The 22,726-nt window shown below is 69.0% G+C and carries 21 protein-coding genes; 8 read left to right on the top strand and 13 right to left on the bottom strand.

The window, feature by feature from the left end:
* Positions 1–23: 23 nt before the first annotated feature.
* The 12 genes from HSX43_RS15440 to HSX43_RS15385 all read right to left on the bottom strand — a co-directional run bounded on the left by HSX43_RS15440 (position 24) and on the right by HSX43_RS15385 (position 13,818).
* Positions 24–521 carry an Hcp family type VI secretion system effector gene (locus tag HSX43_RS15440; RefSeq protein ID WP_179381034.1) on the bottom strand — a complete coding sequence of 166 codons (498 nt, stop codon included), beginning with the start codon at positions 519–521 and terminating at the stop codon, positions 24–26.
* A gap of 60 nt (positions 522–581) precedes the next feature.
* Entirely contained in the window at positions 582–2,072 is a 1,491-nt protein-coding gene (gene tssC / locus HSX43_RS15435; protein WP_179381033.1) for a type VI secretion system contractile sheath large subunit, read from the bottom strand.
* Positions 2,072–2,596 carry a type VI secretion system contractile sheath small subunit gene (gene tssB, locus HSX43_RS15430; protein WP_179381032.1) on the bottom strand — a complete coding sequence of 175 codons (525 nt, stop codon included), beginning with the start codon at positions 2,594–2,596 and terminating at the stop codon, positions 2,072–2,074. The genes tssC and tssB overlap by 1 nt, the downstream gene beginning before the upstream one ends.
* A 103-nt stretch (positions 2,597–2,699) precedes the next feature.
* Positions 2,700–3,977, bottom strand: a complete 1,278-nt coding sequence (locus HSX43_RS15425) for a type VI secretion system protein TssA (protein ID WP_179381031.1) — start codon at positions 3,975–3,977, stop codon at positions 2,700–2,702.
* Positions 3,974–5,215, bottom strand: coding sequence for a type VI secretion system-associated FHA domain protein TagH (tagH, locus tag HSX43_RS15420; RefSeq protein WP_179381030.1), 1,242 nt, complete (start codon positions 5,213–5,215; stop codon positions 3,974–3,976). The genes HSX43_RS15425 and tagH overlap by 4 nt, the downstream gene beginning before the upstream one ends.
* A gap of 6 nt (positions 5,216–5,221) precedes the next feature.
* A complete protein-coding gene (locus HSX43_RS15415; protein WP_328795433.1) occupies positions 5,222–5,767 on the bottom strand; it encodes a DUF6931 family protein in 546 nt (181 codons plus the stop codon).
* A 199-nt stretch (positions 5,768–5,966) separates the two neighbouring features.
* Positions 5,967–6,851 carry a class A beta-lactamase gene (gene bla, locus HSX43_RS15410; RefSeq protein ID WP_179381029.1) on the bottom strand — a complete coding sequence of 295 codons (885 nt, stop codon included), beginning with the start codon at positions 6,849–6,851 and terminating at the stop codon, positions 5,967–5,969.
* Between the two features lie 14 nt (positions 6,852–6,865).
* The gene (locus HSX43_RS15405) at positions 6,866–7,837 is read right to left on the bottom strand and encodes a polysaccharide deacetylase family protein (protein WP_179381028.1); all 972 of its coding nucleotides are present in this window, start codon (positions 7,835–7,837) and stop codon (positions 6,866–6,868) included.
* Between the two features lie 35 nt (positions 7,838–7,872).
* Positions 7,873–8,688, bottom strand: coding sequence for an alpha/beta fold hydrolase (locus HSX43_RS15400; protein ID WP_179381027.1), 816 nt, complete (start codon positions 8,686–8,688; stop codon positions 7,873–7,875).
* 433 nt (positions 8,689–9,121) lie between these two features.
* Positions 9,122–10,354: an NAD(P)/FAD-dependent oxidoreductase gene (locus tag HSX43_RS15395; RefSeq protein ID WP_179381026.1), complete on the bottom strand. Its 1,233-nt coding sequence runs from the start codon at positions 10,352–10,354 to the stop codon at positions 9,122–9,124.
* A 4-nt stretch (positions 10,355–10,358) separates the two neighbouring features.
* Positions 10,359–12,569 (bottom strand): TRAP transporter permease, encoded by a 2,211-nt coding sequence (locus HSX43_RS15390; protein ID WP_179381025.1) that lies wholly within the window; start codon positions 12,567–12,569, stop codon positions 10,359–10,361.
* A gap of 241 nt (positions 12,570–12,810) precedes the next feature.
* On the bottom strand, positions 12,811–13,818 hold the full coding sequence (locus HSX43_RS15385; RefSeq protein WP_179381024.1) for a TAXI family TRAP transporter solute-binding subunit: 1,008 nt from the start codon (positions 13,816–13,818) through the stop codon (positions 12,811–12,813).
* A 134-nt stretch (positions 13,819–13,952) separates the two neighbouring features.
* On the opposite strand from HSX43_RS15385, the gene HSX43_RS15380 reads away from it, so the two are divergent.
* Positions 13,953–14,882, top strand: a complete 930-nt coding sequence (locus tag HSX43_RS15380) for a LysR family transcriptional regulator (RefSeq protein ID WP_179381023.1) — start codon at positions 13,953–13,955, stop codon at positions 14,880–14,882.
* Positions 14,883–14,891: 9 nt separating this feature from the next.
* Here HSX43_RS15380 and HSX43_RS15375 read toward each other — a convergent pair whose 3' ends face one another.
* Positions 14,892–15,659, bottom strand: a complete 768-nt coding sequence (locus tag HSX43_RS15375; RefSeq protein WP_179381022.1) for a DeoR/GlpR family DNA-binding transcription regulator — start codon at positions 15,657–15,659, stop codon at positions 14,892–14,894.
* Positions 15,660–15,974: 315 nt separating this feature from the next.
* On the opposite strand from HSX43_RS15375, the gene HSX43_RS15370 reads away from it, so the two are divergent.
* The 7 genes from HSX43_RS15370 (at position 15,975) to HSX43_RS15340 (ending at position 22,646) form a co-directional block, all read left to right on the top strand.
* Entirely contained in the window at positions 15,975–17,054 is a 1,080-nt protein-coding gene (locus HSX43_RS15370) for an ABC transporter ATP-binding protein (protein ID WP_179381021.1), read from the top strand.
* Positions 17,055–18,131 carry an ABC transporter ATP-binding protein gene (locus HSX43_RS15365; RefSeq protein ID WP_179381020.1) on the top strand — a complete coding sequence of 359 codons (1,077 nt, stop codon included), beginning with the start codon at positions 17,055–17,057 and terminating at the stop codon, positions 18,129–18,131.
* Positions 18,132–18,318: 187 nt separating this feature from the next.
* Positions 18,319–19,188 (top strand): carbohydrate ABC transporter permease, encoded by an 870-nt coding sequence (locus HSX43_RS15360; RefSeq protein ID WP_179381019.1) that lies wholly within the window; start codon positions 18,319–18,321, stop codon positions 19,186–19,188.
* Positions 19,185–20,069: a carbohydrate ABC transporter permease gene (locus tag HSX43_RS15355; protein ID WP_179381018.1), complete on the top strand. Its 885-nt coding sequence runs from the start codon at positions 19,185–19,187 to the stop codon at positions 20,067–20,069. The genes HSX43_RS15360 and HSX43_RS15355 overlap by 4 nt, the downstream gene beginning before the upstream one ends.
* A gap of 78 nt (positions 20,070–20,147) precedes the next feature.
* A complete protein-coding gene (locus tag HSX43_RS15350) occupies positions 20,148–20,432 on the top strand; it encodes a GIY-YIG nuclease family protein (RefSeq protein ID WP_179381017.1) in 285 nt (94 codons plus the stop codon).
* Positions 20,433–20,621: 189 nt separating this feature from the next.
* A complete protein-coding gene (locus HSX43_RS15345; protein ID WP_179381016.1) occupies positions 20,622–20,897 on the top strand; it encodes a DUF2160 domain-containing protein in 276 nt (91 codons plus the stop codon).
* Between the two features lie 30 nt (positions 20,898–20,927).
* Positions 20,928–22,646 carry an ABC transporter substrate-binding protein gene (locus tag HSX43_RS15340; protein ID WP_179381015.1) on the top strand — a complete coding sequence of 573 codons (1,719 nt, stop codon included), beginning with the start codon at positions 20,928–20,930 and terminating at the stop codon, positions 22,644–22,646.
* Positions 22,647–22,726 lie beyond the last annotated feature (80 nt).

Here is a 22,726-nt window from a genome sequence, read left to right as displayed (position 1 = left end):
GGTCCGAGTGTCGGAAGCGGCGCTTAGACGCTCCACTCCGAGTTTTCGGCGATGTCCCAGCCGGTGCTCGACTGCGGGCCGGCGACGCCGCTGTCTTCCTGCAGGGTGTAGGTGATCTGGAAGCGGCGGAAGTTCAGGGTCAGCGTTTCCTGAATCCGGTCAAGACCGTCCTTCGACCCGCCCGTCTGGTAGGACGTGATCATGATTTCTTCCATGTCGATGATGAAATACTCGACAGGGGCACCGCCGCCCGACTTGCGCACGATGAGGCGGCCGTCGGCGATGTGCTCGCCCGAGGTGGCGCGCTTGATGAGGTCGTTGGAGGCGAGGTCGACGTACTTCGTCAGCGAAATGTCGGCCACCTCGACCTTGCCGCCGCCGCCACCCTTGCCGACGTGCGTCGTGCCCGACTGGGTCAGACCCCAGTTCCAGGCCAGGACGTCGATCTCGTCCTTGTGCGTGGAATCCTGCGATTCACCTTTGATGCCGTTGGCGAGGTGAAGAAAAATATCGACAGCCATGTTTTAAGCTCTCCGTGAAGTGAAGTCGCGGGCCCGCCCCTCGCGGACCCGACAGTTGAATTACTTGCTGCCCGGCAACTTCGAAACCAAGCTCATCCCGATGTCCATACCCTCCAGCTGGAAATGCGGTTTGAGGAAAAACTTGCCGACGTAGTAACCGGGGTTCTCTTCGTCTTCGATCACCTGGACGTTCGCGCCCGCCAGCGGCTTCTTGGCCTTCTCCTGCTCGGACGCTGTATCGGGGTTGCCCGACACGTATTTGTTGATCCAGGTCTGCAGATCGTTTTCGAGCTGCAGGCGCGACGGGCTCTGCCCGATCTTGTCGCGGACCATGCACTTCAGATAGTGGCTGAAGCGCGAAACCGCAAAGATATAAGGCAGCCGGGCCGACATATTGTCCGAAGCCGTTGCCTTTTCGTCGACGTATTTCTTGGGCCGGTAGAGCGTCTGCGCCCCGATGAAGGCGGCCTTGTCGGTGTGCTTGCGGTGCACGAGACCGATGAGGCCCGCGGCCGACAGCTCCCCTTCGCGGCGATCGGTGATCGACACTTCGGTCGGGCACTTCAGGTCCTTGTCGCCGTCGCCGGTCTCAAAAGTGTGGGTCGGCAGGTTCATCACCTCGCCGCCGGCCTGCACGCCGCGGATCTGGACCGTCCAGCCGTGCTCCTTGTGGGCGCGGTTGATGTTGACGGCCATGGCGTGGGCCGCGTTCATCCAGGCGTATTTCTGCCCGCCATGACCGTCGGTCTCTTCCTCGAAGTTGAACTCGGCGACCTGGCTCTCGCTGTCCTGGCTATAGGGATCGCGCGACAGGACGCGCGGCAGCGTCAGCGCGACGTAGCGGCTGTTCTCGCTGTCGCGGAGCGTGTTCCACTTGGCGTACTCGGGCGTCTCGAAGATCTCCGAGAGGTCGGGCGGCGTGCCGATCTCGTTCCAGCCGTCCATGCCCAGAAGCTCGGGCGCGGCGGCGGAGATGAAGGGCGCGTGGGCGGCCGCGGCGATCTTGGAGATGTCGCGCAGGAGGCCGACGTCGCCGGAGCCCATGCCGAAGTAGTAATCCCCGATCAGCGCGCCGAACGGGTTGCCGCCGAGCGTGCCGAACTCCTGCTCGTAGATCTTGCGGTTGAGCGGCGACTGGTCCCAGCGGGCGCCGGGATAGGCGCGGAACATCCCCTGCAGCTCCTGCTTGGAGATGTTCATCACCTTCACGCGGAGCGAGGCGTCCGTTTCCGAATTGTTGACGGTGTATGCAAGCCCGCGCCACGCCGACTCCAGCTTCTGGAACTCCTCGTGGTGCATGATCGCGTTGACCTGGTCGCTCAGCTTCGAATCGAGCTTGGCCAGGATCGCGTCCATCGTGTCGAGGACGTCCTCGGTCACGAGGGTCTGGTCGTCCATCGCCTCGCGCACGAGCGCGGTGACGGCGTTCTCGACCTCGGCCGCCGCCTCTTCGCTGCGGGGCTTGATCGTCTGGCGGAGGATGTCGGAGAACTCGTCGAGCTCCGACAGGGCCCCGCCCTGGGCTTCGGTCTGACTCTGCGTCTCGGCCATCAGGCGTCTCCCTCGGAGGTGTCGTCCGCATCGCCGCGCGCGGCGAGGGCTGCCATCAGCTCGGGATCGTTGAGGAGCACCTTGATCTGATCCTGGGCCTTCGGCTTGGAATTCATGTAGCGCTGCAGGTTCGCGAGCTGCTTGCGCGCTTCCAGCAGCTTTTTAAGGGCCGGAACCTGTTCGGCGACCTTGGCGGGGTTGAAATCGTCCATCGAGTTGAACTCGAGGCGGACGCCCAGCTTGTCGGTCGACCCGGGGTTCAGCTTGTCCTCGACCGCGAAGGAGGACGCCGGCTTGATCTTCGACATGACGGTGTCGAGCGTCGCGCCGGTCACGTCGACGAAATCGCGATCCTCGACCGGGGCCTTCTCGACCTCGGAATCGTTGCCCGACAGGTCGGACATGACGCCCATCACGAACGGCAGCTCGACCATCTTCTCGCTGTCGTAGGGGTCTTCGTAGGAAATGTTGACGCGCGGCGGACGGTTGCGCTTCAGGAAATCGGTGGCCTTGTCGGATGCCATGAATGCCTCTCCCGTTGGGTTGGCGTGTCGTTTGCGAAAATGTGAACCCACAGTCCGCGCGTAAGTCAACGCAAAGACGTGGTCTTATTGCGGTCCTGTGTCTTTACGCATCATCGGGCGTCGGCAGGATTTCCGCAAGCAATCCCTCGAAATCGCGCTCGAGCCAGGTGCGCGCCCGGTCGAGCAGCACGGGGATCGGGCTCGCGGGCTCCGCGCGGCGGAAGAAGGCGGCAACGGCGGCGAGCTGACCCGCCGCCTCGCCCCGGGTCGCCACCGTCGGCGGAGGTCCGCCGGCCTCGCCCTCGTCGGGCGCGGGGATCTCGGCGCTCAGGCTCCGCAGACGGTCCATCGACATGACGAATCCATGGGTCGGGCCGAAATCGACCGTCGTGCGCGCCGCCTCGGCCGGAAGGAGCACGTCGAGCGCCTCCACGAGGGGCCGGCCGATCAGCTGCCGCGCCTGGATCACCAGAAGGAGCGCCGCCGAGGAGGGCTCCCGCGTGGCGAGGTAGTGCTCGACCGCGCCGAGCGCCGCCTTGGCCGACGCGCGGCTCTCGGGCGTGGTGGCGTCGACGGCGGGGGCCGGTGCCGGTGGGGCCGGGGTTTCCGTCTTTTCGGGCTTCGGGGCCTCGGCCTTCGGCTCCGGGGCCTTCAGGTCGGGCCGGGCCTGCGCGATGAGGCCGAGCATCCCGTCGAGCAGGTCGGTCACCGGGGCGAGCAAAGTCGGATGCAGCCGCCCCGCCGCCTCGCGCAGCCGCGCCAGATCGGCCTGCAGCGCGTCGACCTGCGCCGCGTTCCCCCGCTCGCCGAGCGCCGTCAGGATGGCGTTGGCGTCGACCTCCTCCTCGCCGGGGCGCGCCTCCACCCGTCCCTGCGAGACGAGCCAGCGCCGCCAGGTCACCTCGCGCGCGCCGGTCAGGGGATAGTGGTGCAGCGGCTGGATGAGCTGCGCCTGCGTCGTCAGCGCCTCGAGCGCGGCGCGCCGATCGCGCGTGCGGTCGGGCAGGGCGGGATGCACCGCGTCGCCGTGGGCCGCGACGAGCGCCGCCATCCCCTCGACCGCATCCGCCAGCCCCGCCGGCTGCCAGGCCAGCGCCTCCCAGCGGGCGCGCAGCGACAGCAGCCGCAGATCGCGCGAGCGCTTCAGGAGCGCGTCGATCTCCCGCCGCTCGCCGGCGATGTCGACGTCCTTCGCGTCGTAGAGCCGGTCGGTCGGCCGCCCGTCCTGCCCGAGCGTCTGCCCGGTGGTGATGTAGCGCGTCGGCAGCCGGCCCTCGGCGTCGTAGTAGTAATCGAGGAAGTCCTCGTCGTCCCCGCGCTCCAGGTCGGGGCCGCAGGGTGCCTCGGGGTCGATCGGCTCGGTCAGCCACTCCAGCGTCATTCTCGGGTCTCCTCCCTCGGCGCCTCGGCGCGGCGCAGCGCCTCGGCATAGGCCTGCGACAGATGGACGAAGAACTCGTCCAGCATTCCGTTCTCATGGGTCGCCGCCTTGCCGTCCCAGCGTTCGACGAAGGCATCCCAGGCTTTCGCCCGCCGCCCCGAGAGGAGGCCGCCCGCGGCCTCCTTCTCGATCACCTCGGGGGCCAGGTCGTGCAGCACGGCGCCAAGCGCGGGCTGCAGCGCCGCGATGACCGCCGCGTGGTGCAGGCGCAGGTCGCGGGCGGCCGCTTCCATCGCCTCGGCCCCCTTGGCGGCCCCGGCGCGCGGGCGGAAGAACAGCTCCTCGAGCGCGCGCTCGGGCAGGGGGGCCGTCTTGAGAGGGTTGCCGGCGAGACCCGCCATCGTGCGTTCCACCGCGCCCCGCGTCTCCTTGCGGAAGGCGGCGCGGGCGCGCAGGTGGGCCATGCTCTCCTGCGTCACGCCGCGCAGCGCGGCACCCGCCTCGCGCACGAGGGCCAGGGCATCGACATCGCCGAACTGCGACGCATCGAGGCCGGCGCCCTGGCAGAAGGCGGCGACCACGGCAGACGCCGCGGGCTCCTCGGCGGTTTCGGGCGCACGCGACCGTTCGGGCGGGCGCATCGCCGACGGGTCGGGGCGCGGGGCCGCCGTCAGCGGGCGCGGCTCGGGCGGGGCGGATGGCTCCGGCGGCGGGGCGGGCGTTTCCGGCTCCGGCTCGGGCGGCGCGGCGAAGCTCGGCGGGGCGAGGAACTCGTCGGCGAAATCGTCCCGCCGGCCGACCTTCGCGCGCGGCAGCGGATCGACCGGATCGAGCGGTCCGCCGATCGCCCAGGGGTCGTCCTCGGTGCCCCAGGAACTCGCCGGTGCCGGCCCCGGCGACCTCCCCGGCGCGGCCCCTCCAACCTCGGTGCGGGAGACGGCGATGATGTAGGGCCCGACCTGGAAGCGGTCGCCCGCCTGCAGCCGGTGCGCCCCGTCGAGGCGATAGCGCTGCCCCTGCAGGAAGGTGCCGTTGGTCGATACGTCCTCGAGCCAATGCGACCCCTCGCGGAACACCACGTCGAAATGATGCGACGACAGGTGCCGCGTCGGATCGGGCAGCACCCAGTCCATTCCGCCGCCGCGCCCGACCTGCAGCGGCCGCGTCGTCAGCGCGACCGAGACCGGCCCGCCGTCGTCGAGTTGGTCGACGTTTTCGAGCGTCAGCGTCAGGCTCATCGCGGCTCACATCCCCCGATAGAGCGTCTCGGCCAGCGCGATCACGCGGGCGAGGTGGACGGAGCGGTCGGCGAGGGGCATCCGCGCGAGGCACGACAGCACCGCCGAGTTGAGCGAGCGCGGGCCCCGGAAGCGCGGCACCGGCATCGGGTCGTTGGGCGCGATGGAGCCGCCGGACCAGCCGGTGGCGAGGCCCAGCATCACCGCCGGCGACCGGACCGGGGCATAGAGCGCCTGCGCCATGATCCGGTGGCGCAGGTCGGTCGAGGGCGTGGCGATCCAGGCGGCGACGAAATTCATCAGCCCGTGGTCGCGCGGCTCGATCCCGTCGGGCATGGAGCGCAGCGCCTCGTAGCCCCACCAGACGCCCATCTGCGGCAGGGCGGCGAAGGCGGTGAAGGTCACGGCCTCCTCGGGGGTGGTCGAACTGCGCAGGCGGGCGAGGAAATCGCCCGCGTCCTCGCCCGCGCGGGGGCGGTGCTGCATCAGCTCGGCCACCTGCGGGATCGCGGCGAAGATGTCGCGGGCGTCGCCCGCGTGGAGGGCGCCCACCGGCGGGCGCGTCTTGTCGTCGTCGTTGGCGATGGCCCCGGCTCCTGCTTCGTGCCTGCGCGTCTTGCCCCATTAACCGGAGGCGGGGGGGCGACCGCAAGCCGGGGCGCGCGCAAAAGGACCGCGCCACCGCCGGGGCGGTTCGGGCGCGGCCGGATACCGGACAGTCGCAACGGGGTCGGCGGACGGCGCGGCGCGCCTACCGCGCCTCGATCACCTCCACCACGGCGGCCCCGATCTCGGCGATGGCGGCGTTGCGGGTGTCCCAGTCGGCGGGCGTGTCCGAGAGGTAGATCGCCACGAGCCACGGCTCGCCGCCCTCCGGCCGCACCAGCGCGACGAGATTGCGGGTGTGGTGCAGGCCGCCGCCCGACTTGTCGGCCACCTCCCAGTCGGCGGGCGTGGAGGCCCGCAGCAGATTGCCGGTGACGCCGCCGTCGCCCATCCAGGTCTCGAGCCGCGCCGCGGAGGCCACCGACAGGGCATCGCCCAGCAGAAGCGCCTTCCAGCTGCCGGCAATGGCGGAGGGGCTCGTTGTGTCGCGGGGGTCACCGGGGGCGAAGGTGTTGAGGTCGGGCTCCCAACGGTCGATGCGGGTCACCGCGTCGCCGATGCCGCGCAGGAAGGTGGTGACCTCCGCCGGGCCGCCCAGCCGCCGGGTCAGCAGGTTCGCCGCCGCGTTGTCGCTCATGTCGAGGGTCGCGCGGCAGAGCTGCGCCAGGGTGAGCGCGTTGCCCACCTCGTCCTCGACGACGGGCGCGTAGGGCACGAGGTCGCCGGAGGTGATCTCGACCGTCTCGCCCAGGTCGACCTCGCCCGCGTCGACCCCGGCGAGGACCGCGCCGCAGAGAAGCGACTTGAAGGTGCTGGCCATCAGGAAACGTTCGTCGGCGCGATGGGTCAGCGTCCAGCCCGTCCCGACGTCCTCGAGGTGCAGGCCGATGCGCGCGTCGAGATCGGCCTCGAGCCGGGCGATCGTTTCGGCGAGCGCCGTCTCGGGCGCGCTCCTGGCCGGCCCGGCGATGGACATCAGCCCGAGGGTCGCCGTGGCCAGCAATGCGGCGCATTTGATGAAGGAATGCATGGGGGCCTTTCGGGTCAGTCGGGGTCTTGCGTGTCGGAGAGAAGCCCGCGCTCCACGAAGAGCGCGCGCAGATAGGTCTCGTCCTCGACACGGGGCACGAGATCGCGGGCCTCCGCGCCGGCGGCGTGGGCGATGGCGGCGATGCGGCCCTGCCCGTTGAAGAGCGTGTCGGGCCGGATCTCGGCGATCGGGTCGTCGTAGGCTTCGCGCGCCGGAATGATCTCCCATCCTTCGGCCCGGAGCGCGGCGACGAGATCGGGGACGAAGAGCGCGGCGAGGTCGTTCTCGTGCAGCAGCAGGACATGGCGCGGCGAGCGGCCGAGGTGGCGACGGGCCACGTCGTCGTAGAAGGTCACGCCCTCGAGCAGGGTCGAGACGTAGACATCGCGCAGCGCCTCCATGTCGAGGTCGCGCCCGGCATCCCGCGCGCCCCCGGCGAGCGCCTGCATGTACCAGTCGTAGGTGTCGACGGTGACGTAGCCGTTGTCGAGCCCCCGCGCGCGCAGCCCGGAGCGGACGGCCATGTGGCGGCCGTGCGTCAGGCCCTCGTCGAGGTAGGGATACCGGAAGAGCGGGGCGACGGGCACGAAATCGCTCAGGATCCGGGCCGCCTCGTCGATGTCGGCGAGGTAGTCGGCCGGTTCCGTCTCGCGCAGCCAGGGGTGGCTGTGCGTGTGGTTGGCGAGGACGTGGCCCGCGCCGGTATAGGCCCGGAGCCGTTCGGCGTCCTCGGCCGTCTCGAGGCCGCCGGTCATCACGAAGAAGAGCGCCTCCTCCACGCCGGCCGCCTCGAGCCCCGCGATCAGGCGCGCGGTGCGCTCGGGGCCCGTCAGGAAGGAGCCGTCGCCCGTCGGGGCGTCGTCGAAGCTCAGGGCGATCTCGCCCCGCCGCGGGGGGACATCCGCGGCGGGAGCGAGCGCCGGGGCAAGGAGGGCGATCAGGAGAGCAAGCCCGAGCAAGCCCCGGTGGGCGGGTCTGAAGAACATGGAATCTGCCTTACCTGGAGTGACCAGCAGGTCCCTCAGCCCGCCCTACGGTCAGCCTCCCCCACCCGGGAAGATCCGGATGGATAGGGGCGGAGGCGCCGCATCAGAAAGTCGTCGATGACGCTGCGCAGGCAACGGGGGTTGTCGACATTCAGGATATGCCCCCCCTCGATCGCCGTCAGCTCGGCCACGGCGATCCCGCGCGCGGCCGTCATCGCGCCGGCGTGGGTCGCCTTGTTCTGGGTGCCGATGACCACGAGCGTCGGCACCTCGACCCGCGGCAGGCACGGGCGCCCGTCGTAGGCGGTCGCGGCCTCCATGGCGGCGCGCAGGCTCGCCCTGTCGTGACGCGACAGCTGCCGGCGCAGTTCGGCCCGGGTCGCCGGGATCTGGCCCACGCCCGAGAGCCGCGCGAGCCGTTCGGGCCCCAGCAGGTCGATCATCCCCATCGCCAGACGCCCCATGAGGCGGCCCGTCGCCCGGTCGCGCACCGTCGGCACGGATTCCACCAGGACGAGCGCGGAGATGCGCCGCCGCATCCGCGCGGCCAGCTCCAGCGCGACCATCCCGCCGAGGGAATGGCCGATGAGGATCGCACCCTCGGGCACGTCCGGTTTCAGCACATCGGCAAAGCGTTCCACCCGGGGCGGCAGCACCGGCTCGGCCGCGCCGTGCCAGGGCAGGTCGGGCGTGCGCGCACGCGGCAGGTCGGCGGTCATGCTCTGCCAGGTGGAACCCGACATCCCCGCCCCGTGGATCCAGACGCTCGGGTAGGTCTCCAGTCGCTGCGGGGCGAGCGGGGGGACGGTCCGCTGCTGTCTCAGCGGGGTGAACGGGATCGGCGTGTTCATCTGCTCTGTCCTCTCTCGGCTCTGGCGCGGTCCGGGACGTCGGTTGTGCTGTCCCGGACCGTTCTATGGGGTGCGTGGCGTGTCTGCGATATCCCGGGCGTCCGACCCTGCAGGGACGGACACCGGACACACTCAGAAAAAGGAACAGCGACCCGTCGAGCGCCGCGGTCTCTCCGTGTGGGAGGACGCGGCCATCGTCGTGGTCGATTTCGGAATAGCCGCTCCTGCGGAATCGCACAACGCAATCTTCGCGACTCGCACCGAGTTACGGGGAATCCGGTCACTTCCGGTCGCACCGGAATCCGAGGGGCCAGCCGTCGCCGTCTCGATGTTGGCGCAGACACACCGCCGGGACGCCCGAGCTGCCGCATGGGCGGCGCGCCGAAACCGATGCAGAACCAAAATGGATCGCTTCGGGGTCCTCAGAAGAGTTCTAGCGCCCCGGGTCGAGGGCCGCGGCGAGGGTGCGGTCGTTCGGCGCGCCGGCGATCATCTCGGCGACGAGACGGGCGGTGCCCGGGGCCAGGATCATGCCGTAGTGGCTGTGCCCGAAGGCGGCGATGACGCCCGGGTGCGCGGGCATCGGGCCGACCGCCGGCAGGCTGTCTGGGAAGGAGGGGCGGATGCCCATCCACCAGTCGCGGCCCGAGACGTCGAGTCCAGGCATCATCGCCCGTGCGATTCGGGTGAGCGCCTCGACCCGCGCCATGGCAGGCGGAGCGTCGGGCGGGGCGAATTCGGCCGTGCCGGCGACCCTGAGCGCGCCTTCCATCGAGGAGGCGACGACCTTGGCGCGCATCTCCATGATCGAGTTGTCGAGCGTCACACCCGCGTTCGGGAAGGCCACGTGATAGCCGCGCTCGGCGATGAGTGGCGTGCCGAGGCCGAGACCCTGCGCCAGCCGCGCCGCGTGATAGCCCGCGGCGAGCACCAAAAGTTCGGCGTCGATCGGTCCGTCCCGCGTCACGAGCCGGGTGGACGCTCCCGCACGGGCCAGAGCCGTCACTTCGGCTCTGCGGAAGCGGACGCCGAGGGCGCGGGCCTTCGCCGCCAGCACCTTCGTCAGCCGCCCGGGATGGCGCGCGCGGGCCTGGTCCTTGATGAGGATCGCTGCGTGGTAGCGGTCGGCCAGGGCCGGCTCCAGCGCGCGCAGGGCCGCGGCGTCGATCACCTCGAGCGGTGCGCCGATCTCCTCGCGCAGCCGCCAGGCGAGGTCGGTCAGGTCCGCGCGGTCGGGCGGGCGGAAAACGTTGACGTACATCGCGTTGGCGACGAGCGATTGTTCGGCCGTGCCGTCGAGATAGCGACGGTAGGCATGTACATTGTCGGTGGCGAGGCGGGCCATGGTGCGGCTGATGGCGCGGGCGCGGGCCTCGGTGCAGTTGCGCAGGAAACGCAGGCCCCAGGGCACCATGCGGGGCAAGGCCCCCGCCCGGATGCGCAGCGGCCCGTCCCGGTCGAGCAACCAGCCGGGCACCCCGCGCCAGGCTCCGGGCATGGGTTGTGGCACGACGGACCAGGGCGAGATGACGCCCGCGTTCCCGTGCGACGCCCCTTCGCCCGGATCGGCCCGGTCGATGACCTCGACGGGGTGGCCCCGCTCCCGCAGGGTAAGCGCGCAGCAGACGCCGACGATGCCGGCTCCGAGGATCGTGACGGGACGCATGGGCTCAGGCCGCGGCGGCCCGGCGGCGGCCGAGGAGTTGCAGCGCGAACGCCGGGGCCGCGATCAGGCACGCGACGATGTCCGCCCCGAGGCCCGGCGCGATGAAGACGAGACCCGCTACGGCCAGAAGGATCCGCGACACCGGGTCCGCCCGCGCGAGGAGGAAGCCGACGACCGCTCCCGAGAGGCAGACGACCCCCGCGATCGCCGAGAGCGAGGTGTAGACGAAGGGCCAGAGCTCGAACGTGCCGGGCACCAGCAGCAGGACCGGCGCGTAGACGAAGGCCATGGGGGCCACGATCTTCCCTAGGCCCAGCGTGAAGGCCGAGATGCCGGTGCGGAAGGGGTTGGAATTGGCGATCGCCGCCGCCGCATAGGCCGAGGTGCAGACCGGCGGCGTGATCTCGGAGACGACGCCGTAGTAGAGCACGAACATGTGGCTCGCGATGGGCGGCACGCCGAGCTGCGCAAGCGCCGGCTGCGCCACCGAGACGAGCATGATGTAGAGCGCCGTCGTGGGGATGCCCGCCCCCATCAGGATGCAGGACATCGCGATCAGGACGAGGCTGACGAAGAGCGTCAGGTCCGCCATCTCCACGAATCCCATGCCGAGACCCACCACCGGGAGGATCGCGTCGGCGATTGAGGTCGCGCCGTTCGTGACCATGAAACCCACGCGGAAACCGACACCGGTCGTGTTGATGACGCCGACGACGATGCCGACCGCCGCCGCGGCGGCCCCGACGGCGAGCGCGTATTTCGCGCCCGTCGCCGTCGCCTCGATCAGCTCGCCCAGGGTCAGAGGGCGTTGCGGGTTCAGCAGCGTCAGCACCGCGCCGAGGACGAGAACGGTGGCGGTATCGCCGAGGAAGCTGCCGTTGAGATATTTCCAGACGACGAAAGCCGAGAAGAGCGCCGCCGGCAGCCAGGAGACCGGGTTGCGCGGCCGCGCGACGCCCGCGCAGACGAGGAGCGAGGTGCCGCAGAAGGCGGCCATGTAGGGGGTGTAGCCCGAGAAGAGCACCCATAGCAGGCCGACGAGCGGGATGAGATTGGCCCAGCCGTCCTTCCAGACCGCCTTGAGGAGCGGCAGCGTCGACGGGTCCGCGCCCGAGAGGCCCAGCCGGCGGGCCATGAAATGCACCACGCAGAAGACGCCGACGTAGTGCAGCAGGGCGGGGAAGACGGCCGCGATGACGATGGTGGTGTAGGGCACCTCCAGGAACTCCGCCATGATGAAGGCCGCCGCGCCCATGATCGGCGGCGTGATCTGTCCGCCGGCCGAGGCCGCGGCCTCGACCCCGCCTGCGAAATGGCCCGGATAGCCGAGCCGCTTCATGTTCGGGATCGTAAGCGAGCCGGTCGAGACCGTGTTCGCCACCGAGGAGCCCGAGATCGTGCCGAAGAAGGCCGAGGAGATGACCGAGACCTTGGCCGGCCCGCCGGTGTATTTGCCGGCGAGGATCATCGCGTTGTCGATGAAGAGCTGGCCCAGCCCCGTGCGTTGCGCGACGACCCCGAAGAGGACGAAGTGGAACACGATGGTCGAGACGACCCAGAGCGTGACGCCGAAGATGCCCTCGGCCGGGAAATACATGTTGTTGATGAAGGCGCGCAGGTCGACGCCCGGATGCTGCAGGATCTGGACGGGGATATAGGGCCCGAAGAGCGCGTAGCCGATGAAGACGCAGATGATGAGCGGCAGCACGAAGCCGAGCGTCCGACGGGCGATGTCGAGCACCAGAACGATCAGGAGACCACCGAAGAAGAGATCCCATGCGTTCGGGTTGCCCTGCCGCAGGGCCTGCTCTGCGACGTCGAGGAGCGGCACCCCCTGCCAGGCGAGTCCGAGCCAGAGCGCAGAGGCGATGCCGAGCGCCATCAGCGTCCAGTCCCAGACCGGCACGTTCCCGGGGCGCAGTCCGCCCGGCCGCAGATCGTGCGAGGTGCGGGTGCGGAAGATCGGGTAGAAGGCGTAGATCAGCACGAAAAGGCCCGAAAGGTGCCAGCCCATGTGCCAGTAGTCGACCGGCAGCCCGAACCCCGCGGTCAGGTAATGATAGACGGCGAAGACCACCGCCACGATCTTGAGCAGGAGCCCGAGGTTCGGCGTGACCGGGCGCGCGGCGGCGACCTCGTCGTATTCCGCCTCGATCGCGGCGAGCTCCTCGGCTGTGAGGTCGTCGCCGGCCTCTTGGGGAATGGTCTGCGTCATGGCGTCGACGTCTCCGTCTGCGGTGTCACTGCATGGGGCGGGATCGGGCGCGTTCGGATCGTCCCGGCGGAGCGGATCCGTGCGCGAGATCGAGAAGATCGCGGGGCGTCGGCGGCCCGTCCGTTCCGCTGCTGGCCCGGAGACGATCCGGTTCGGAGCGGTGTGACCGCCCCCGGGGCGAACGCCCGGGGGCGGCGGGGAGACGGACCGCGGCGTCGAGGGTGCCGCGGCCCGTGTCGGATCACTCGAGAAGGCCGGCCTCGCGGTAGAAGCGCTCCGCCCCCGGGTGCAGCGGCACGCCGAGACCCTCGACGCCGTCGAGCGCCGTGTCGGGGGTGATGAGCTTGCCCTTGGCGTGGCCGTTGTCGAGCAGCTTGCGCGAATTGTCGTTCCACAGCGCCTTGGTGATCTCGTAGACGAGCTCCTCGGGCTGGTCGGCGGAGACGACGAGCATGGCCGGCACTGCGACGGTGTTCGTGTCCTCGTCGACACCTTCGTAGACGCCGCCCGGGATGGTCGACTGGATATAGGCGGGGACGGCCTCGGAGGCGGCGGCGACTTCCTCGTCGCTCATGGAGTAGAGATCCATGCCCTTGGTCGAGGCCAGTTGCACCATCGCGGCGACGGGCCAGCCGGCGGCGTAGAAATAGGCGTCGAGCTGACCGTCGGCGAGGCGTTCCGCCGATTGGGAGTTGTTGAGCTCCGCCTCTTCCATGTTGTCGCGGTCGACGCCCTGGGTGCCGAGGATCTGAAGCACCGCGACCTGCGTGCCCGAGCCTGCCTGCGCGATGCCGACACGTCTGCCGGCGAGGTCGCCGAGGCTCGCCAGGTCGGATCCGGCAGGCACGACGAGGTGCAGGTCCTCGGGGAAGAGATTGGCGACGATCCGCAGCTTGTCGTGGGGATTCCCCTCGTACTTGCCCTCGCCGAGGTACATGTCGCGCAGCGCGTCGGCGGCGGTCATGCCCGCCTCGAGCGAGCCGTTCTGCACCGCCGCGTTGTTGGCGACCGAGGCGTTCGTCGACTGGGCGATGGCCACGAGGCCCGGCACGCCGCACTGGCCGCCCTCCTCGCAGGGGCGCGAGCCGGGGGGCGCGGAGATGGCGTTGGCGATGGTGCCGCCGATCGGAAAGTAGGTGCCGCCGGCCCCGCCGGTGCCGATGCGGAAGAAGGTCGGTGCCTGGGCCATGGCCGGGGCGGCAAGCGTGAGCGCGAGGGCGGTCGCGCCGAGGGTACGGATGAAGGACATTGTCGGCTCCCTGTTCATCTTTTCGTCGCACGGATCCTCGGGGGACTCCGTTCCGACCAGAGTGCGGGGAGATTTACATAGATACAAATCGCTAATTCTGTTTAAAGTATAGATAGTTTTTATGAGGAGCCGTCGTGAACCTGATCCAGCTCCGCGCCTTCCGGGAGGTCATGGCCACCGGTTCCATCAGTCGCGCCGCCCGCACGCTCGGGCGCACGCAGCCTTCGGTCTCGGCGGCCATCGCCAAGCTCGAGGCGTCCTACGGGATGCCGCTTTTCGAGCGCACGGGGCGCCGGCTCGTTCCCGTGCCCGAGGCGCGGCACCTCGACGGCGAACTGCGCGAGATCCTGGCGCGGCTCGACCGGCTCGACCGCGACATGAAGCGGATGCGCGAGCGCGAGGTGGGTACGCTTACCGTCGCCTCGATGCCCGGGCCGGCGGTCTGGATGGTGCCGGGCCTCCTGGCGCGGTTCGGGGCCGACCGGCCCGACGCACGGATGCGACTGATCTCGCGCCAGTCCGAGACGGTCGTGCGCGAGGTGGCGGCGGGGCAGGCCGACATCGGCCTCTGCGATGCCTCGGCCATTGCCGCAGCGGGACAACTGCCGGTCGCGGCCGAGTTGATGCGGCTGGAATGTCTCTGCGCATTGCCCGCCTCGGCACCCGAGGCGGCCTGCACGTCGATCGGGCCCGAGCAGTTGGCCGAACGGCCCGTCGCGCATCTGATCGGGGAGCATGATACCACACGCCATCTCATGCAGCTGATGTCCGACGCCGGTGCGCGGCTCAATACCCGCTTCGAGGCGCAGATGTTCCTGCCGCTCCTGCGATTCGCCCAGCAGGGGCTTGCCTTTGCCGTCGTCGATCCGGTCGCGCGCCATTCCTGGCGGGAGCTGAATGGCGGAGATGGCGGTCTGAACTTCCGCCCGCTGAAGCCGCCGATCGCTTTCGACGTCGCGCTGATCGTGCATCGGAACACCCCGCTGTCGCAGCTGGCCGTGTCGTTCCGCGGCGCGCTCAAGGACGCTTTCGAGACCTATCTTGGCCGGCGCGATGAGGATTGAACGGAATGCTCAGGTCTCGCCCGCGACCAGGATCTCGGTGCCGTGCTCGCGGCAGAGGGCGGCGTAGTCCTCCGGCGGGGCCACGTCGGTCGCGAGCATGTCGACCTCGGCCAGCGAGGCAATCTTGATCGGCGCCTTGCGCCCGAGCTTCGACAGGTCGGTGGCGAGGATGACGCAATCGCTGCGCTCGATGATGGCGCGGCTCACGCCGACCTCGCGGATGTCGAAGTCGAGGATGTCGCCGCCGGGGTGCAGCGCCGAGCAGCCGATGACGGCGAAATCGAAGCGGAAGCGCTCGACCGTCTCGGTCGCGAATCCGCCCACGAGGCCCCCGTCGGACTTGCGCAGCGTGCCGCCGGTGAGGACGAGCTCGTTGCTCGGGTGGTTGGAGAAGATGCCCGCGATGTTGAGGTTGTTCGTCACCAGCATCAGCCCCGAGTGATGCACGAGCTCGTTGGCGACGGCCTCGGTCGTGGTGCCGATGTTGAGGAAGACCGAGCAATCGTCGGGGATGAGCGGGGCGACGCGCCGGGCGATGTCGGTCTTGGAGGTCTGGTTGAGCTGCCGCCGCTCGTTGTAGGCGATGTTGACCGTCGAGGAGGGCAGGATCGCACCGCCGTGCACGCGCTCCAGCTGTCCCGAGTCGGCCAGTTCCGCGAGGTCGCGGCGAATGGTCTGGGGCGTGACGTTGAAATGCGCCACCAGCCCCTCCACGGTGACCTTGCCCTCGCGGCGGGCGATCTGGATGATCTCCGGTTTTCGAAGCGTCTGGACCATGATCTTGCTTACCCGTCCGCGCCCGCGGGGGCCAGATGCCCAAGGCGAGCCAATGAAATCAATGTCTTGCGGAAAACTGCGCGCAAACGAACATTTTTATCTTCCATTCGTGATCGTTTCTGCCATTGATTGGCGCGTGGCCGGGAGGGCCGCAGGGAGACAAGACGTGAAGACAAGGCTCGATCCGCGTGCCGCAAGCAGTGGACGCCCGGCGGCGTTCGGTGCACCCTCGGGGCGGCGACCGGCCGACCGCGGGCACCTCGCCCCCATCGGCGGGGCGGAAGCCGGCCGCCGCGCAGGAACGGGGGAGGGGAGATGACGCTCACATTGGAGAACGTGTCGCTCGCGGTCGACGGGCAGACGCACATCCACCCGACCGATCTCGCGCTGGAGGCGGGGACGATGAACGTCCTCCTCGGGCCGACGCTCGCCGGCAAGACCTCCCTCATGCGGCTCATGGCCGGGCTCGATGTGCCCACGACGGGGCGCATCCTCTGGCAGGGCGACGACGTGACGGGAATGCGGGTGCAGGACCGGGGCGTCGCCATGGTCTACCAGCAGTTCATCAACTATCCCTCGATGACCGTCTTCGAGAACATCGCCTCGCCGCTGCGCCTTCTGGGCAAGTCGAAGGACGAGATCGCCACGGCCGTCGACCGCGCCGCCGCGCTGATGCGGCTCACGCCGTTCCTCGACCGCAAGCCGCTGGAGCTGTCGGGCGGGCAGCAGCAGCGCTGCGCGCTGGCCCGGGCGCTGGTGAAGGATGCGGGGCTCGTCCTCCTCGACGAGCCGCTGGCGAACCTCGACTACAAGCTGCGCGAGGAATTGCGCGCCGAGATCCCCAACATCTTCCGCGAGGCGGGCTCGATCTTCGTCTACGCCACCACCGAGCCGGAGGAGGCGCTTCTGCTCGGCGGCAACGTCGCCACGCTCTGGGAAGGCCGCGTGACGCAATTCGGGCCGACGCCCTCGGTCTATCGCAAGCCGGTGGACGCCACGACGGCGCGGGTCTTCAGCGACCCGCCGATGAACTTCCTCGACGTGACGGTCGCGGGCGGCCGCGTCGACTACGGCGACGGGCAGGGCGCGGCGGCGCCGGCGGGGGCCGCGGACGGGGCCTATCGTGCCGGGTTCCGGCCCAATCACCTCGACCTCAGCCGTCACACCGAGACCGCGCTCGCCTTCGAATGCGACCTCGCCGTGACCGAGATCACCGGGTCGGAGACCTTCGTGCACCTCGACCATGCCGGTCACCGCTGGGTCGGCCTGATCCATGGCGTGCGGGAGCTGACACCGGGGGCGCGCACGACGGTCTATCTCGACCCGGCGCATGTCTACCTCTTCGACGCGGGGGGCACGCTCGTCGCGCCCGCGCCCTATGCGGAGGCCGCCTGAATGGCCAAGATCACCCTCGACAACCTGGCCCATTCCTACGCCCCGGCACCGAAAGGGCCGGAGGACTACGCGCTCAAGCAGCTCGACCACGATTGGGCCGACGGCGAGGCCTATGCCCTGCTCGGGGCGTCGGGCTGCGGCAAGTCCACGCTCCTCAACATCATCTCGGGCCTCCTGGAGCCGAGCCAGGGCCGCATCCTCTTCGACGGGGAGGACGTGACCCATGCGCCCACGGCGCAGCGCAACATCGCGCAGGTGTTCCAGTTTCCGGTCGTCTACGACACGATGACGGTGCGCCAGAACCTCGCCTTCCCGCTGCGCAACCGGGGGGCCGATGCCGAATACATCACCCGCCGGGTGCAGCAGATCGGTGCGATGATCGGCATGGAGGACGTGCTCGACCGCAAGGCGCGGGGGCTGACGGCGGATGCCAAGCAGAAGATCTCGCTCGGCCGCGGCATGGTGCGCGAGGACGTGAACGCGCTCCTCTTCGACGAGCCGCTGACGGTGATCGACCCGCACATGAAGTGGGAGCTTCGGACGCAGCTGAAGTCGCTGCACCACGAGTTCGGGCACACGATGATCTATGTCACTCACGACCAGACCGAGGCGCTGACCTTCGCGGACCGGGTGGTCGTCATGCACGACGGCCGTGTCGTGCAGATCGGCACCCCGCAGGAGCTCTTCGAGCGGCCGGAGCATACCTTCGTCGGCTACTTCATCGGTTCGCCGGGGATGAACCTGCTGCCGGCGGAGGTGCGGGGGGACCGCGCGGTGATCAACGGCACGGAGATCGCGCTCGGCCGCAGCTTCGGTGCGCCCGCGGGCAAGGTGGAGCTGGGCGTGCGGCCGGAGTTCGTGCGCCTCGGCGACGCCGGGCTGCCCGCGACGGTGACGCGGGTCGAGGACGTCGGCCGCCACCGCATCGTGCGCGCCGCGGTCGCGGGCCGGGAGGTCAACGCGATCCTGGGCGAGGGGGCGCCCGTGCCGGCGGGCGAGACCCTTGTCGCCTTCGCGCCCGAGGGCGTGAACGTCTACGCCGACGACTGGCGCGTGGTGCCGGAGGACGCGGCATGAGGGGGGGTGCGGATACACTGTCATCCTCGGGCCCGCAGCGCCCCGTGCCGTCATCCTCGGGCTTGACCCGGGGATCTTCGGCCGCTGTTGCGCATCGGGAGATGAGAGATCCTCGGGTCAAGCCCGAGGATGACCCGATCGCGGCCGAGGATGACGCTCTCAAACCCATGAAGTACGGAGCCGCCGCATGAACAAGACGGTCAATCAGAAGGCGTGGTTCCTCGTCCTGCCGGTGCTGCTCCTCGTGGCATTCTCGGCGGTGATCCCGCTGATGACGGTGGTGAACTACTCCGTGCAGGACACCTTCGGGAACAACGTCTTCTTCTGGAACGGCATCGCCTGGTTCGAGGACATGCTCGAATCCGAGCGGATGTGGGCCGCGCTCTGGCGACAGCTCGCGTTCTCGGGCCTGATCCTCGCGATCGAGATCCCGCTCGGCATCTACGTCGCGCTCAACATGCCCAAATCCGGCATCTGGGCCTCGTTCTGCCTCGTTCTGATGTCGCTGCCGCTTCTCATCCCGTGGAACGTGGTCGGCACCATCTGGCAGATCTTCGGGCGCGTCGACATCGGCCTCCTGGGCCACACGCTCGACGCGATCGGGATCGAGTACAACTACACCCAGAACTTCTACGCCGCCTGGGCCACCGTCATCGTGATGGACGTCTGGCACTGGACGTCGCTGGTGGCGCTCCTCGCCTATGCCGGGCTGCAGTCGATCCCCGATGCCTACTACCAGGCGGCCAAGATCGACCAGGCGAGCCGCTGGGCCGTCTTCCGCTACATCGAGCTGCCGAAGATGGCGGGCGTGCTGATGATCGCGATCCTGCTGCGCTTCATGGACAGTTTCATGATCTACACCGAGCCCTTCGTCGTCACCGGCGGCGGCCCCGGCAACTCGACGACCTTCCTCTCGATCGACCTCGTGAAGATGGCCCTCGGGCAGTTCGACCTCGGCCCCGCCGCCGCCTTCTCGATCATGTACTACCTGGTGATCCTGCTGATCTCCTGGGTGTTCTACACCGTGATGACCAACCTGGATAAGAGGGACGCATGACCGATACCGCCCAGGCCCCCGGCGCGGCCACGATCCCGGGTCGCGTCACCGAGGCGCCGGTCGCGCGGCGCCGTCGCCTGCCCGTCAAGGGCTCGGCCGTCGTCATGGCGCTCTACCTGCTGTTCCTGATGCTGCCGCTCTACTGGCTTCTGAACATGAGCCTGAAGACGAACGCCGAGATCCTCGGCAGCTTCACGCTCTGGCCGCGCAACCTGACGCTGGAGAACTACGCGACGATCCTGACCGATCCGTCGTGGTATCAGGGCTACATCAACTCGCTCCTCTACGTGACGATGAACGTCGTCATCACGCTGACCGTGGCGCTCCCGGCGGCCTATGCCTTCTCGCGCTATCACTTCATGGGCGACAAGCACCTGTTCTTCTGGCTCCTGACGAACCGGATGGCCCCTCCCGCCGTCTTCGCGCTGCCGTTCTTCCAGCTCTATTCGAGCGTGAACCTCTTCGACACGCATATCGCGGTGGCGCTGGCGCATTGCCTCTTCAACGTGCCGCTGGCGGTCTGGATCCTCGAGGGTTTCATGCGCGGCGTCCCGAAGGAGATCGACGAAACGGCCTATATCGACGGCTATTCCTTCCCGAAGTTCTTCGTGAAGATCTTCATGCCGCTGATCGCGAGCGGGATCGGCGTGGCCGCCTTCTTCGCCTTCATGTTCTCTTGGGTGGAACTGCTGCTGTCGCGCACGCTCACGAGCGTCGACGCGAAGCCGATCGCAGCCACCATGACACGCACCGTCGGGGCCTCGGGCGTCGATTGGGGCGTGCTGGCGGCGGCGGGCGTGCTGACCATCGTGCCGGGCGCCTTGGTGATCTGGTTCGTGCGCAACTACATCGCGAAGGGCTTCGCCCTGGGGCGGGTGTGATGGAACGGTTTGGTAACCTCTCCCTGCGCGTCATGGCCGGGCTCGACCCCGCCATCCACCTCGGGACCCGCACCGCGCATGTGGACATACATCCTCGCCAGCCAGAAGAACGGCACGCTCTATGTCGGCGCGACCGGCGATCTGGTCCGCCGCGTCCGGGAGCATCGCGTGAAGACGCAACCCGACAGCTTCACGGCGCGCTACGGCGTCACGAAGCTCGTCTTGTTCGAAGAACAGTCCGAACCGCGCCTCGCCATCCAGCGCGAGAAGACCCTCAAGAAATGGAAACGTGCCTGGAAGATCGCCCTGATCGAGGACCACAACCCCGACTGGCACGACCTCTGGCCCGGCATCTGCCGTTAGCTGAGGCGTCATTGCCGGGCTCGACCCGGCAATCCATGCATCCGCGCGCACTGCCCAGTCGAGCGATGGATCGCCGGGTCAAGCCCGCCGATGACGGCGCGACCGGGAATGACAACACGACATTGATCGGAGGCCCCCGGGTCAGGCCCGGGGGCTGCGCATTGCGCGTCTCCGAGAAGGAGACGCGCAATGCTTGACTGGATGGCCTGGACCTGGCCCACGGCGGCCTTCTTCGCGATCATCGCGGCGATCCTGCTCACCTTCACAGTGCTGGCGATCAAGTACCCGGAGGCGCCCCGGCGCGGCGTCCTCCGGATCGAGACCACCAGGGGCGACCGGCTCTTCATCACGCTCCTCGGGTCCGCCTTCATCAATCTCGCATGGCTCGGGCTGACCGATCTGCCGCAATGGCAGGCGCTCGTGCTCTGCGCCCTCTATGCCGCGGCGGTCTTCCGCTGGGTGTGACACGCAACCTGTTCGAAAAGGGAGGAAAACATGAACAGATTTCTGATGACAACGACGGCGCTCGCGCTCGGCCTGACCGGCCCGGCCTTCGCCGACATGGAGGCCGCGCAGGCCTTCCTCGACGCGGAGATCGGCGACACGTCCGTCCTCACGCGCGAGGAGCAGGAAGCCGAGATGCAATGGTTCATCGACGCGGCCCAGCCCTTCCAGGGCATGGAGATCTCCGTCGTCTCCGAGACGATCACCACGCACGAGTACGAGGCCCAGGTCCTGGCCCCCGCGTTCACGGCGATCACCGGCATCCAGGTCACCCATGACCTCATCGGCGAGGGCGACGTGGTCGAGCGGCTGCAGACGCAGATGCAGTCGGGCGAGAACATCTACGACGCCTACGTCAACGACAGCGACCTGATCGGCACCCACTGGCGCTATCAGCAGGTGCGCAACCTGACCGACTGGATGGCGGGCGAGGGGGCCGACGTGACCTCGCCGACGCTCGACCTCGACGACTTCATCGGGCTGAGCTTTACTACCGGGCCGGACGGCAAGCTCTACCAGATGCCGACGCAGCAGTTCGCGAACCTCTACTGGTTCCGCTACGACATGTTCACCGACGAGAAGAACATGGCCGATTTCCAGGAGCAGTTCGGCTACGAGCTGGGCGTGCCGGTCAACTGGTCCGCCTACGAGGACATCGCCGAGTTCTTCACCGGCCGCGACCTCAGCCACATGGGCATCGAGGGCGAGATCTTCGGCAACATGGACTACGGCAAGAAGGACCCGTCGCTCGGCTGGCGCTACACCGACGCCTGGATGTCGATGGCCGGCATGGGAGACGTGGGCGAGCCCAACGGCCTGCCGGTCGACGAATGGGGCATCCGCGTGAACGAGAACTCGCAGCCCGTCGGCTCCTGCGTGGCGCGGGGCGGGGCGACGAACTCGCCCGCGGCCGTCTACGCCGTGACGAAGGCGATCGAATGGCTGGAGAAGTACTCGCCGCCCACCGCCGCCGGCATGACCTTCGGCGAGGCCGGCCCGATCCCGGCGCAGGGCAACATCGCGCAGCAGATGTTCTGGTACACCGCCTTCACCGCCGACATGGTGGGTGACGGGGCCGATGCCGTGCTTGACGACGAGGGGATGCCGCTCTGGCGGATGGCGCCCTCGCCGCACGGGGCCTATTGGACCGAAGGCACCAAGATCGGCTACCAGGACGCCGGCTCCTGGACGCTGATGGAATCGACCCCCGTCGACCGTGCCAAGGCCGCCTGGCTCTACGCGCAATTCGTCACCTCGAAGACGGTGGACCTCAAGAAGTCCGACGTGGGCCTGACGTTCATCCGCGAGTCGACCATCGACAGCGAGCACTTCACCGAGCGCGCCCCGCGTCTCGGCGGCCTCGTGGAATTCTACCGCTCGCCCGCGCGCGTGCAGTGGTCGCCCACGGGCACGAACGTGCCGGACTACCCGCGCCTCGCGCAGCTCTGGTGGCAGAACATCGGGGACGCCATGTCGGGCGACAAGACCCCGCAGGAGGCCCTCGACCAGCTCTGCGCCGATCAGGAGCAGGTGATGGAGCGCCTCGAGCGCGCCGGCGTCCAGGGCGAGCTCGGCCCTGTCCTCAACGAGGAGCAGGAGCCCGACTTCTGGCTCTCGCAGGAGGGCTCGCCGAAGGCGCAGCTCGAAAACGAGGACGAGGAGCCGATCACCGTCTCCTACGACGAGCTGATCCAGTCCTGGCAGAACTGATGCCCGCGACCGGGGCCGCCTGACCGGCCCCGGTCATTTTCCCCTCGGCAAGCCCTCCGACAGCAGGATGCACGACGCGT

The organism is Jannaschia marina, from assembly GCF_013404595.1.
GTDB lineage: Bacteria > Pseudomonadota > Alphaproteobacteria > Rhodobacterales > Rhodobacteraceae > Jannaschia > Jannaschia marina.
This window is presented reverse-complemented; position numbering and strand designations above follow the sequence as displayed.